Origin of the sequence: uncultured Flavobacterium sp., from assembly GCF_963975005.1 — a bacterium.
GTDB lineage: Bacteria > Bacteroidota > Bacteroidia > Flavobacteriales > Flavobacteriaceae > Flavobacterium.
This window is the reverse complement of sequence record NZ_CAXBFR010000087.1, coordinates 1-11,975: the sequence shown is the minus strand read 5'-3', so window position 1 is coordinate 11,975 and position 11,975 is coordinate 1. Positions and strand designations below refer to the sequence as shown.

General features: G+C 29.3%; 13 protein-coding genes and 1 tRNA gene. 4 read left to right on the top strand and 10 right to left on the bottom strand.

Annotation, left to right across the window (positions count from 1 at the left end; translation table 11 throughout):
* Both AACZ53_RS10585 and rlmN read right to left on the bottom strand, forming a co-directional pair.
* A partial coding sequence (locus tag AACZ53_RS10585) for a polyprenyl synthetase family protein (RefSeq protein WP_339838072.1) occupies positions 1 to 689 on the bottom strand: 689 nt, incomplete at its 3' end.
* A gap of 64 nt (positions 690 to 753) precedes the next feature.
* The gene (gene rlmN, locus AACZ53_RS10580) at positions 754 to 1,794 is read right to left on the bottom strand and encodes a 23S rRNA (adenine(2503)-C(2))-methyltransferase RlmN (protein WP_339838070.1); all 1,041 of its coding nucleotides are present in this window, start codon (positions 1,792 to 1,794) and stop codon (positions 754 to 756) included.
* A 92-nt stretch (positions 1,795 to 1,886) separates the two neighbouring features.
* On the opposite strand from rlmN, the gene AACZ53_RS10575 reads away from it, so the two are divergent.
* A complete protein-coding gene (locus AACZ53_RS10575; RefSeq protein WP_339838067.1) occupies positions 1,887 to 2,528 on the top strand; it encodes an O-methyltransferase in 642 nt (213 codons plus the stop codon).
* Between the two features lies 1 nt (position 2,529).
* Here the strand turns inward: AACZ53_RS10575 and AACZ53_RS10570 are convergent, their stop codons facing one another.
* The 6 genes from AACZ53_RS10570 to AACZ53_RS10545 all read right to left on the bottom strand — a co-directional run bounded on the left by AACZ53_RS10570 (position 2,530) and on the right by AACZ53_RS10545 (position 7,987).
* Complete coding sequence (locus AACZ53_RS10570) at positions 2,530 to 3,090, bottom strand: phosphatase PAP2 family protein (RefSeq protein ID WP_026718276.1); 561 nt, start codon at positions 3,088 to 3,090, stop codon at positions 2,530 to 2,532.
* A gap of 2 nt (positions 3,091 to 3,092) precedes the next feature.
* Positions 3,093 to 3,440: a twin-arginine translocase TatA/TatE family subunit gene (locus AACZ53_RS10565; protein WP_339838065.1), complete on the bottom strand. Its 348-nt coding sequence runs from the start codon at positions 3,438 to 3,440 to the stop codon at positions 3,093 to 3,095.
* Positions 3,441 to 3,544: 104 nt separating this feature from the next.
* Positions 3,545 to 5,812 carry a M1 family metallopeptidase gene (locus AACZ53_RS10560; protein WP_339838063.1) on the bottom strand — a complete coding sequence of 756 codons (2,268 nt, stop codon included), beginning with the start codon at positions 5,810 to 5,812 and terminating at the stop codon, positions 3,545 to 3,547.
* A gap of 21 nt (positions 5,813 to 5,833) precedes the next feature.
* Positions 5,834 to 6,337 (bottom strand): DUF6702 family protein, encoded by a 504-nt coding sequence (locus tag AACZ53_RS10555; protein ID WP_339838061.1) that lies wholly within the window; start codon positions 6,335 to 6,337, stop codon positions 5,834 to 5,836.
* Between the two features lie 17 nt (positions 6,338 to 6,354).
* Positions 6,355 to 7,185 (bottom strand): hypothetical protein, encoded by an 831-nt coding sequence (locus AACZ53_RS10550; RefSeq protein WP_339838059.1) that lies wholly within the window; start codon positions 7,183 to 7,185, stop codon positions 6,355 to 6,357.
* Positions 7,175 to 7,987, bottom strand: a complete 813-nt coding sequence (locus AACZ53_RS10545) for a hypothetical protein (RefSeq protein ID WP_339838057.1) — start codon at positions 7,985 to 7,987, stop codon at positions 7,175 to 7,177. The genes AACZ53_RS10550 and AACZ53_RS10545 overlap by 11 nt, the downstream gene beginning before the upstream one ends.
* A 128-nt stretch (positions 7,988 to 8,115) precedes the next feature.
* On the opposite strand from AACZ53_RS10545, the gene pepE reads away from it, so the two are divergent.
* Positions 8,116 to 8,823 carry a dipeptidase PepE gene (gene pepE, locus AACZ53_RS10540; protein WP_339838055.1) on the top strand — a complete coding sequence of 236 codons (708 nt, stop codon included), beginning with the start codon at positions 8,116 to 8,118 and terminating at the stop codon, positions 8,821 to 8,823.
* Between the two features lie 135 nt (positions 8,824 to 8,958).
* On the opposite strand, the gene AACZ53_RS10535 is transcribed toward pepE, so the two are convergent.
* A tRNA-Gly gene (locus tag AACZ53_RS10535) sits at positions 8,959 to 9,031 on the bottom strand.
* 136 nt (positions 9,032 to 9,167) lie between these two features.
* Between AACZ53_RS10535 and AACZ53_RS10530 the strand changes: the two genes are divergently transcribed.
* Together AACZ53_RS10530 and AACZ53_RS10525 are read left to right on the top strand one after the other, a co-directional pair.
* Positions 9,168 to 9,608 carry a GNAT family N-acetyltransferase gene (locus AACZ53_RS10530; protein WP_339838052.1) on the top strand — a complete coding sequence of 147 codons (441 nt, stop codon included), beginning with the start codon at positions 9,168 to 9,170 and terminating at the stop codon, positions 9,606 to 9,608.
* A 66-nt stretch (positions 9,609 to 9,674) separates the two neighbouring features.
* Complete coding sequence (locus tag AACZ53_RS10525; RefSeq protein ID WP_339838049.1) at positions 9,675 to 11,246, top strand: L,D-transpeptidase family protein; 1,572 nt, start codon at positions 9,675 to 9,677, stop codon at positions 11,244 to 11,246.
* On the opposite strand, the gene AACZ53_RS10520 is transcribed toward AACZ53_RS10525, so the two are convergent.
* The gene (locus AACZ53_RS10520; protein WP_339838046.1) at positions 11,217 to 11,933 is read right to left on the bottom strand and encodes a murein L,D-transpeptidase catalytic domain family protein; all 717 of its coding nucleotides are present in this window, start codon (positions 11,931 to 11,933) and stop codon (positions 11,217 to 11,219) included. The genes AACZ53_RS10525 and AACZ53_RS10520 overlap by 30 nt on opposite strands.
* Between the last annotated feature and the right edge of the window lie 42 nt (positions 11,934 to 11,975).

Genomic DNA, 11,975 nt, shown 5'->3' with positions numbered 1-11,975 from the left:
CCTGTTGGTTTTCCAATGGCATCATCTGTGTAATCGAATAAATCATCTTTAATTTGAAAAGCCATTCCGATTAATTCACCAAATTTTCGCATTTTTTCTACAACTTCTGTATTTTCAGGAGCAACGGAACAAGCTCCAAGAGAACAACAAGCAGCTATAAGTGTTGCTGTTTTTTGTCGGATGATTTCATAATAAACATCTTCCGTTATGTCTAATCTTCTTGCTTTTTCGATTTGAAGCAATTCACCTTCACTCATTTCGCGAACTGCAACCGAAATTATTTTCAGCAAATCAAAATCATTATTATCTATAGAGAGTAATAATCCTTTTGAAAGTAAATAATCTCCCACTAAAACGGCAATTTTATTTTTCCAAAGTGCATTAATAGAGAAAAAACCTCTTCTTTTATTGCTATCATCCACTACATCATCATGAACAAGAGTTGCAGTATGAATTAATTCAATAACTGAAGCACCACGATAAGTCCGTTCGTTTACTTGACCCTCAGAAACCATTTTAGCGGTTAAGAAAACAAACATAGGTCGCATTTGTTTTCCTTTTCGATTTACAATATAATAAGTAATTCTATTTAATAAAGCGACTTTTGAAGACATTGATTCGTGAAACTTCTTTTCAAAAAGTTTCATTTCTCTAGTAATGGGTTGCTTTATCTGTTCGACTATTTTCATATTAAGAACAAAAATAGACTATTTGATTGAAGCTAAAAAGGAAATTAATATACTTCACTTAAATTTATGATTTGTTAGCTAATTGTCCACAAGCTGCATCAATATCTTTTCCACGACTTCTTCTGACTTTTACAGTAATCTTATTTTTTTCTAATGCAGCAATATAATCATTTGTTGCTTGCTCAGAAGCTTGTTGAAATTCTCCATCATCAATTGGGTTATATTCTATCAAATTGACTTTACAAGGAACGTATTTACAGAATTTCACTAAGGCATCGATAGAGGCTTTATCATCGTTAATTCCTTTCCAAACCACATATTCATAAGTAATAGCACTTTTTGTTTTTTTGTACCAATATTCTAAGGCTTCACGCAATTCGGTTAAAGGAAAGTTTTTGGTAAAAGGCATGATTTTATTTCGAATCTCTTCTATTCCTGAATGAAGTGAAACAGCTAATTTGACTTTTGTTTCGTCATCAGCCATTTTTTTTATCATTTTTGAAACTCCAGAAGTAGAAATTGTTATTCTTTTTGGTGACATTCCTAACCCTTCTTTTGAAGTAATCATTTCAATAGACTTCATTACGTTAGGGTAATTCATCAAAGGTTCACCCATTCCCATAAAAACAATGTTTGATAAAGGTCTGTCAAAATACAACCGACTTTCATTATCTATTGCAGCTACTTGATCATAAATCTCGTCTGGTTGCAAGTTACGCATTCGTTTTAAACGAGCCGTTGCACAAAAATTACAATCCAAACTACAACCAACTTGACTTGACACACAAGCAGTAGTTCTAGTTTTAGTTGGAATAAGAACACTTTCAACAACTAAATCATCATGCAAACGAACAGCATTTTTAACTGTTCCGTCTTCACTACGTTGAATAGTATCAACTTTTATATGATTAATTACAAAATTAGCTTCTAACATAGCACGTGTTTCTTTTGAAACATTGGTCATGTCTTCAAAAGTATGAGCTCGTTTGCTCCACAACCATTCGTAAACTTGATTTCCTCGAAAAGCCTTATCTCCGTTTTTTTCGAAAAACTCACGAAGTTGTTCTTTTGTTAAAGCTCTAATATCCTTTTTTTTCGTTTGCATGGTGCAAAGTTAGGAATTTTGAAATTAGAATTCAGAAATTAGAAGTAGAAGTGTTGGAATTTGTATTTTTGTACCTAACTATTTTTTTAATTATGCATTTTATATCAGAAGATTTAGAAAATTACGTAGCTAATCACAGTCAAAATGAACCTCAACTTTTGAAAGAATTAGATATTGAAACGCATCAAAAAATTATGCAACCGAGAATGCTTAGTGGTCATTTTCAAGGAAGAGTTTTGAGTATGTTGTCTAAAATTATTCATCCAAAACATATTTTAGAAATTGGAACTTACACTGGTTATGCTGCTTTATGTTTAGCCGAAGGTTTGCAAAAAGAAGGAACATTAGATACTATTGATATTAATGAAGAATTAGTTGAAATTCAGGAAAAATATTTTGGCTTATCTGATTTCAAAAATCAGATTATTTCCCATTTAGGTAATGCTATGGAAATTATTCCTGCTTTAAATAAAAAATTTGATTTGATTTTTATTGATGCTGATAAAGAAAACTACATCAATTATTACAACATGATTGTTCCAATGATGAATAAAGGTGGAATTATCTTATCTGATAACGTTTTATGGAGCGGAAAAGTCTTGGAAGAGTTAAATCCAAAAGACACAAGTACAAACGTTTTAGTTGAATACAATAAACTGATCAATGAAGACCCAAGAGTTGAAACAGTTTTATTGCCCATTCGCGATGGACTAACCGTTACAAGAGTACTGTAGCTTATTTATAAAAAAATTTATTCATAAATAAAGTATATAATTTATAAAAGATAATTGCATTTATAATTCCAAAGGCATAACCTGTTAGTATATCCAAAGGAAAATGCAGTCCTAAATAAATTCTACTGTAAGCAAAGATTAAAGGAAATAAAAACAACAGATAAGTATGCTTATAATATTTTCTAATAATTAAGAAAATAAAAAGTGTTGCGCCCATTGAGTTTGAAGCATGGCCTGAGAAGAAACTAAATGAATTTCTATGAATAACAACTCTAATTATATCTTTAATTTCAGGATCATTGCAAGGTCTTAAACGCTCAAATCCACTTTTAAACAAATTAGTAATCTGATCTGTAAAAGTGATAAAAAGAGCCAAGAAAACGATTATAATTCCGAAGTTTTTCCAGCCTACTTTTTTTTGAATTAAATAGAAAATTCCAACAAACAAGGGTGACCAATAAATTTGTTTGGTAATTATACTCCAAAAATCATCATAGGGAGCACTTCCTAAACCGTTTAAGAAAACAAACAGTTCTTTATCTAATTTTAATAATTCTTCCAAAGTTATAGTTGTCTTTTTATAGGTCCAGATAAACTCTCAATATCTTCTTTTACTTTTTCAATCGGCTTTGTTATATCAGATGCTATATTTTGCATAGGATTTACTGCTTTAGCAATTCCTTCTTTTGCTTTTTTAATTTCGTCAGAAATTCCTCCCGTAAGTGAATTTACATCAACTCCTCCTTCTGTTGCACTTCTTTGTATTTCACTTTTAATTTCGTTAGACGCATTTTTTAGTTGTGCCATTGTTTTTCCCAAAAATCGAGCGACATCTGGAATTCCTTTGGAACCAAAAATCATAATTGAAATTAATATAATGAAGAAAAGTTCTCCTCCTCCTATTCCAAACATGGTAGTAAAATTTAATTTTAAAAAGCAAAGTTACAAAGAAAAAAAGAACCTTTGCCAAAGTTTTGAATTTTGACAAAGGTTTAACTTATTATTTTTGAATTATGCTATTTCTTTTCTAATTCATCAAATTTAGATTTTGCTGCTTCTTTAGGCCATGTGTTGTTTTCCACATCAATATCAGCCGTCTCTAATTTTGGATCTAATTGAATTTTTACAATTTTTTTATCTGTTGCAAAAACACGTTTAGCAGTGTCGTTATTCATTCTCCAAATTTGAGCTGGGAATTTTTGAGTTTCCGTCGTTCCGTCTTCAAATTGTAAATCAACAATAATCGGCATAATCATTCCTCCTGGTTTTTCGAATTCCACTTCGTAGAAGAATTTTGGTGCTTTTAAATCGCGTTTTTCGTCTGCCGTGTAGTGCTCATTAACATAATCAGCCAACATTTTTACATCTGAAATTTCAAATGCTTTTTTATTTTTTGCATTAAACTCTTTATGATTAGCATCAACAAGATAAATAAATGGTCCTTCATTATAAGTAAAACGACCTGTTCTCATTTTATAATCCTTCATTTCTGAAGTTGGTTCCATAGAAACATAATATTCTTTTACTTCTTTAATTCCTAAATCAACATAATCTGTTGAATAGAACCATCCTCTAAAAAACCAATCTAAATCTACAGCAGAAGCATCTTCCATTGTTCTAAAGAAATCTTCTGGAGTTGGATGTTTAAATTTCCAACGTTGAGCGTAAGTTTTGAATGCATGATCAAATAATTCATGTCCCATAACTGTTTCACGAAGAATATTTAAACCTGTTGCTGGTTTTCCGTATGCGTTCGAACCAAATTGAAAAATATTTTCAGAGTTAGACATAATTGGAGCAATGAATTTTTGATTTCCTTTCATGTAAGGTACAATTTTAGCTGCTGGACCTCTATCTGTTGGGAAATTTGCATCAAACTCTAATTCTGTTAAATATTCTAAGAAAGTATTTAAACCTTCATCCATCCAAGTCCATTGTCTTTCATCTGAATTAACAATCATTGGAAAATAGTTATGACCTACTTCGTGAATAATTACACCTAACATTCCGTATTTAGTTCTGTCTGTATAAGTTCCGTCTTTTTCTGGACGACCAAAATTCCAACAAATCATTGGGTATTCCATTCCTTGATCTTGTGCTGAAACTGAAACAGCTTTTGGATAAGGATAATCAAACGTATGTTTTGAGTATGTAACTAAAGTTTGAGCTACAGCTTTAGTTGAAAAATCACCCCAAAGTGGATTCGATTCTTTTGGATAAATTGAGATTGCCATTGGTTTAACCGTTTCTAATTGAACAGCCATTGCATCCAACATAAATTTACGTGAAGTAGAGAATCCAAAATCGCGCACATTTTTTGCTATAAAGTGCCAAGTTTTCTTTTTGTCTGAAAAACCTTTTTCTGCTGCTTCTGCTTCTGCTTGAGTAACAATGATTACTGGTTTATCAAAAGTGTTTTCTGCTTTTTCCCATCTTTTGATTTGTTCCGCAGAATAAACATCTTTTCTATTTTGAAGTTCTCCAGTTGCTTCCATCTTATGATCAGCAGGAACTGTTATGCTAACATCATAATCTCCAAAAACAAGAGCAAATTCACCTCTTCCCCAAAACTGCATATTTTGCCAACCTTCTACATCATTATAAACAGCCATTCTTGGGAAAAACTGAGCCATAACATATAAGCGATTTCCATCTTCAAATTCTTCATAACCAGAACGTCCACCATCAACTCTATAGTTATTAATATTGTACCACCATTTGATTGAAAAAGTTACTTTTTCTTTGTTTTTTAAAGGTTTATCTAAATCAATACGCATCATTGTGTTATTGATTATATATTTCATTGGATTTCCTTTAGCGTCTTTTACATATTCTAAATTATGTCCACCATCAAAACCTTTCTCCATAAATTCTTTAGCAAATTTATCTTCTGTTAAAGCTGGACTTATTCTTTCGTTACCAACTAAAGGAGTTTGAGAAGTACGAGAACGCATGTTTTGATCTAACTGAATCCACAAATAATCTAATGATTCTGGAGCATTATTTGTATAAGTTATAGTTTCTGTTCCATATAATTTTGCATTTTTATCATCTACCTCAACATTGATTTTATAATCTGCTTGTTGTTGATAGTAAGCTGGTCCAGGTGCACCAGAAGCTGTTCTAAACATATTAGGCGTTGCTAATAAGTCATACATTTGACGAAATTTATTTTCGTTAGAATGTCCTTGTTCTTTCTTTTTGTCTTCTTGTTTTTCTTGGGCATTAATTGTACCAAAAAAGGTAAGAAAAGCATAAAAAATTAAAGTTAATTTAGTTTTCATTAGGTTAGTTATAGTTAGTAATTAAAATTCTATTTCTTCTTTTGTATTGCTATTAGTAAACAAAAAACTTTTTTTGTTACTGTTTATGTTAATATGAAGCAAATTTTGTTGCTCAGAAAACTGTTCTGTTAAGATTGAATTATAAATATTTAAAGATTTTATTTTTCCTGAATAGCTTATTTTATGATAGCAAATAAGCACATCATCTTCATATTCTTTTGCTAAAAGAATCATTTCTTGAGGCTTATTGTTAACTGAAATTTTGAATTTCTCTTTAAAATAAGCAACAATTAAAGCGTCAGATTCTTTATTTTCTTTAGATGTTGCTAAATTTAGCTTTTTCTTAAATTTAGTTTCTAACGCTTTTTCTATGTCATCAATAAAAACTCTTGATGTAATTTGAAACTCTTTCTTATCTTGTTTGTAATCCACTTGATAAACTCCGATATAGAACTTGTGCGTTGAAAATGAAGTAAACGACAATGATAAAAAAAGCAAAACAGTTATAATAATAAACCTTTTCATTTAGCAAATATAAAATTTTATTCTTCTTTTTGTTGTTTTTTAAAAGCTTCTGCTTTAGAAATTAAATATTCTATTAATTTTAAATGGTTTTCTGGTTTTAAAAACTCGACCAATTCACTTGCTGAAGTTTCTGAAAAAGCTAAAAACATTGGAATATCTTCATTTTTAATTTTTAATTGATTCACAAAAAAATGATTCGAAAATTGTTCTTTCATATGTTCACCAAAAGGTTTTGAAGCCACGTCTTTTTGTCTTCTTTCATTAAAAGCTTTTTCAGAAGCCGATATTTTTTTCTTATCACTTCCTACTAATTCTTTGATTCCTTTGCCAATAAATCCAAAAATTGCTAAAAAATTTACTGGCGTTTGAGCTAAAGTTGTTGGCATCGCTGTATTAATCACTCGAGTATCCCTTATATCATTAGGTTTTAATTTTTTTAAATCTCCCATTGTAATAGCAAAACCATATGTTTTTATTTTATCCGTATCCACTTCTAAAACTCCAGTTAAAGTATAAGGAGAAACTTCAACTTCATTAAGCTCATTAATTTTTGTTCTTAAATATATTTCTAAAATCTCTTTGTCTAAATCTGTTTTTTGAACTATATACTTTGTGGACAAGTAAGCTAATCCTTGAATTACTAAAGTGTCTCTTTCTCTAATCTTTATTGAAAACTTTCCATCTACATCTGTTATTGATCCAATATTAGAAGAAACGTTAAAAATTGTGATATTTTCAACTTCAAGAGAATCAGATTTTATTTTTCCAACAATTAGCTCTCTTTCTGTAATTTGTGAAAATGAAATAAATGAAACCAATAAAAATATATAAAGTAGTTTATTTTTCATCTTTATCTTCTTTAGTTTGTTGGGATGTATTTTCTTTTCTGTCTTCAATTTTTAACGGAATCTCTTTTAATTTTAAAAAATCAACTGCCAATTGGTGCAATAAAAAAGTAGCTTGTGTTTTGTTTTTTGCTTTCATTGCATTTGAAAAGGGAACATCTTCAACAACATAATAAATAAATCCATCTACATATTCTTCAGGAATAAATAAACTATTTACCAAATATTCACTGTCAAAATAATCCAAAGTTTTCTCTTGTAGAATTTCTTTCCTTTCAATAATCAACTCTTTTTTAAGCATATTGGTTCGTCCGCTAACTTGATTGATTAAACCATCAATACTCATTCCGCCAATTGGAATTAACAAAGGACTATACCATTTTAAAGTTCCCGCTGCTCTAAGATTTCTTTCTGCTTTTGTGTAGGTTTTGGGTGCTTTCTGAAGAATTCCCAAAGAAACTGCATTTATATCTGGATATTCAGTTAAAACAACTTCTTTAAGATATTCGGTTGATGGTGCTATTGGAATTAAAACCAACTTTTCAGTTGTTTCTTCTTTTGTCACAACATGCTTTTTCTTTTCTAAAAAAACCGCACTAAATAATAATGTATCTGAAACTTTTGCTTTAATCGTAAAATAACCTTGATTATCTGAAACTGTTCCAGCAATATTGGAAATATTTATAATATGAACCCCGCCTAAATCTTTAATTTCTGACACAATTTTACCTTTAATTATAGAATCATTTTGAGCTATAATTAATAAAGGAAAAATTAAAATAAATAGAAGTAGTTTTTTATGCATAAATTTTGATTAATTTCTTTGGTAAATATAATTGATTGAATTCATAACAAAATCTAAAAGGATTATAAACTTATGTTAAGGCAAAAATGTAAATTTGTAATTATATGACAGATTTAATTCAATTATAAATGAAAAAAATAATTATTGCAAGCACATCAACTCTTCACAATGGTGGATATTTAGATTATTTACTTCCAACACTAAAACTTCATTTTAAAGGAGTAAAGAAATTACTATTCATCCCTTATGCAAGACCAAGCGGCTTATCTCATAGTGAATACACTGAAAAAGTAAGTGAGACTTTTTCCAAAATCAACATAAATGTAAAAGGAATTCATGAATTTAAAAATCCAATTGAAGCTGTTGAAAATGCAGAAGCTATTTTTGTAGGTGGTGGAAATACGTTTGTCTTAGTAAATGAACTATATAAAAACAATATTTTAGATAGTATAGAAAAAGCTGTTAAAAAAGGAACACCTTATTTGGGGACAAGCGCTGGAAGCAATATCTGTGGATTAACGATGGGAACAACAAATGATATGCCTGTAACTTATCCACCAAGTTTTAGAACATTAGGTTTGGTTTCTTTTAACATCAATCCACATTATCTAGATCCAGATACAAATTCAACACACATGGGCGAAAGCCGTGAAACTAGAATTAAAGAATTTCATTTTTACAATCCACAATCTGTTTTAGGATTGAGAGAAGGAAGTTGGTTAGAAGTGAATGGAGATTCAATAAAACTTAAAGGGAGTTTAACAGCTCGTTTATTTAAACCAAATGAAAACCCAATTGAAATTGAAACAGAAACAGAATTAAAGGATTTGAAATAAAAAAGCACAATCTTGAGGTGACAGCTATTCTTTTTAAATAGGAGTTTAAAACGAAGATACCAGTCAATTTTAACAAGAAAACAACAATGATATAAAACAAATAAGCCCAACTTATACAAGTTAGGCTTATTAAAGAGCGAAAGACGAGGCTCGAACTCGCGACAACCAGCTTGGAAGGCTGGAGCTCTACCAACTGAGCTACTTTCGCATTAACATGGTACAAATATACAGCAAATCTTTTTTTAATTGCAAACTTTTAATGAAATATTTTACTGTTTTTTTATCCTAAATTTACATTAATTTAATTTTTCAACTTAACCAATTAATAAACAAAACTTTAGAAATTGATAACGATTAAAGAAATTGACAAAAAAAACACATATCCTGTTAGACATTTAGTGTTAAGAAAGGGAAAACCTATTGAAACTTGTTATTTTGAAGATGATGAAAAAGATTCAACAAGGCATTTTGGAGTTATTATAGATGAAAAAGTAGTCGGAGTTGTTTCACTATTTGAACAAAAAAATGAAAATTTTAATGAAAACAAACAATATCAAATTAGAGGAATGGCTGTTTTAGATGAATATCAACAAAAAGGATATGGGAAATTATTGATTCAAAAAGTTGAAACTTATTGTTTAAACTTAAAGGCTGACACAATTTGGTTCAATGCAAGAGAGAATGCCAAAAGCTTTTATCAGAAAATGAATTACACTACAAGTGGCAAACCTTTTGATATAAAAAACATCGGATTACATTATATTATGTTTAAGAGGTTGACATAGTGCTTTTTAATCTTTAGAAATAAAACTATATTTGACTGTATGAATAAAAAAAAATACTTTCTTTTTATGTTTTTTACACTTGTTTTTTTACATAGCTGTAAAGAAGAATCAGTCCCTACAAAAGAGTCAAATTTTATTGTGGATCAGGATTCTATTGATCAAATTATCAAACCAGAATTTTTGGAAAAGGAGAACGATGCCATAAAGGACTTATATACCTTATTCGACAATAAAATAATTTGGAATGATGATAAAAACAGAAAAACATTAATTGCCTTTATAAAAAATAGTGAACAAGACGGATTATTTCCTGAAGATTATCATTTAAAAGAAATAGAGTACTTTGAAAAAAATAGGACGAAAATAAATTATAATGATTCACAAATTTTTGATTTATTACTTTCAAACGGATTTAAAGATTTAGCGGATCATTTGCATAAAGGAAAATTAAATCCAAGAGATTTATATAATGATTGGGATTTACCTTATAAAAGTCCAGTTAAAATTGAAAAAATAATTGAAGCTATACAAAAGAATGAAATTAATGATTTGTTAATTGATGTAAGCGTAAAAAACAAACTATACCTAGACTTAAAAGAAGGATTGAAGTCTATACTAAAGAAATCAGACTATAATTTCCCGAAAACAGTTGTTGAAACAAAAATTGTGGCAAATGATTCTTCAAAAACGATTCAAGTTATTAAACAAAAATTAGTTTATTGGGATGATTTGGCTTACAATAACGGAACTTCAATTTATGATCCTGAAACCATTAAAGCAGTAAAAAAATTTCAACAACGAAATAGTTTATCTGCCGATGGAGTAATTGGAAAAGGAACAGTCGAAGCATTAAATTATTCAAAAGAAAAACGAATTGAACAACTAAAAGCTAACTTAGAACGATGGAAATGGTTTCCGGAAGATTTTGGAGAAAATTATATTTCCATAAATATTCCAGAATACAAACTTCGTTTTGTGTTTGAAAATGACACTCTAGAAACTAAGAGAATTGTAGTTGGTAAACCAACAAGAAAAACACCTATATTAACTTCAAAAATTAATAATTTAGTTTTTAATCCAACATGGACTGTTCCTCCAACTATTTTAAAAGAAGATTTAGTTCCTTCTGCTTCAAAAAATCTAAGTTATTTTACCCGCAACCGAATTACCATATTAAATAACAAAAGAGATACTATTAAGCCAAAAGATTGGGATTATAAAAATTACAAACGATACAGATATGTTCAAAGGCCTGGCTACAATAACTCGCTTGGTTTAGTTAAATTTAATTTTCCAAATAAGTACATGGTCTATTTGCATGATACAAATCATCGTGATTATTTTTCGCGTTCATATAGAGCTTTAAGTTCAGGTTGTGTCCGTGTTGAAGAACCTTTGCCTTTTGCAAAAACAATATTAATGAAAGATAATGAAGAATTATGGAAAGAATCTGAAATTGACACTTTAATAAAAAAGGCAAAAACCAAAGTTGTACCAATAAAAATTAATGTAAAAGTTTTTCTATTATATTACACATGCTGGGTTGAAAAAAATCGAATTCTTTTTTGTCCTGATGTTTATAAATTAGATGATGAGCTTTACGAAAAATTAAGACACAAATCCCTTGACAAGACCTGATTTTCTTGAAGGATGATAAATAAATAAAATAGATTTATTCTTAATTTTAGAAATAATTTTACTTGTTAAGTTATTTGGCAAAGCAGGACATCCTTGACTTCTTCCTAATCTACCATTATTTCTTGCAAAAGTTTCACTTACATAATCAGCACCGTGAATTACAATTGCTCTTTCTCTAGCGTTATCATTTATTCCTTTTTCGATTCCATCCAGTTTTAAAGAAGATCCGTGTTTTCCTGTATAAATTTCAGCAGTTAAATAAAAACCAAGACTACTTTGATGAGATTCTGATTTATTTGAAAAATTTGTTGCAAACTCTTCACCAGAATTCATTCCATGAGCAACTAGTGTGTGAAATAGAACTTCATTAGAATTCATATCAATAACCCATAATCTTTTTTGGTTTGAAGACAAACTAAAGTCAATTATAGTTAAAATATTATTTTCAAATTTATTTTGAGATTTTAAATTTTCATATCCTTCAAAAGCTACTTCAAAACTTTCAAGCGAAGGGACTGTTGTAGAATTTTCTTCTATTAAAGAAAATTTTTGTTCTGTTTTTGAAACGGAGTTGTTATTAGCTAAATGCAAAACAACTTCATGCGAATTGGAATTTATTGCTTTTTCATTGGTAGGCTTAGTTGAGAAAAAACTTAAAAAAAGAATAAAATAAATCTTGTAAATCATTGATAATTAGTTGTTAATATTTATCTTGGGGATGGCAAATGT

Coding starts and splice junctions, on each gene's coding strand:
- AACZ53_RS10555 (WP_339838061.1), bottom strand. CDS start 6,337: ATGAAAAGGTTTATTATTATAACTGTTTTGCTTTTTTTATCATTGTCG.
- AACZ53_RS10550 (WP_339838059.1), bottom strand. CDS start 7,185: ATGAAAAATAAACTACTTTATATATTTTTATTGGTTTCATTTATTTCA.
- AACZ53_RS10565 (WP_339838065.1), bottom strand. CDS start 3,440: ATGTTTGGAATAGGAGGAGGAGAACTTTTCTTCATTATATTAATTTCA.
- pepE (WP_339838055.1), top strand. CDS start 8,116: ATGAAAAAAATAATTATTGCAAGCACATCAACTCTTCACAATGGTGGA.
- AACZ53_RS10575 (WP_339838067.1), top strand. CDS start 1,887: ATGCATTTTATATCAGAAGATTTAGAAAATTACGTAGCTAATCACAGT.
- rlmN (WP_339838070.1), bottom strand. CDS start 1,794: ATGCAAACGAAAAAAAAGGATATTAGAGCTTTAACAAAAGAACAACTT.
- AACZ53_RS10560 (WP_339838063.1), bottom strand. CDS start 5,812: ATGAAAACTAAATTAACTTTAATTTTTTATGCTTTTCTTACCTTTTTT.
- AACZ53_RS10520 (WP_339838046.1), bottom strand. CDS start 11,933: ATGATTTACAAGATTTATTTTATTCTTTTTTTAAGTTTTTTCTCAACT.
- AACZ53_RS10545 (WP_339838057.1), bottom strand. CDS start 7,987: ATGCATAAAAAACTACTTCTATTTATTTTAATTTTTCCTTTATTAATT.
- AACZ53_RS10525 (WP_339838049.1), top strand. CDS start 9,675: ATGTTTTTTACACTTGTTTTTTTACATAGCTGTAAAGAAGAATCAGTC.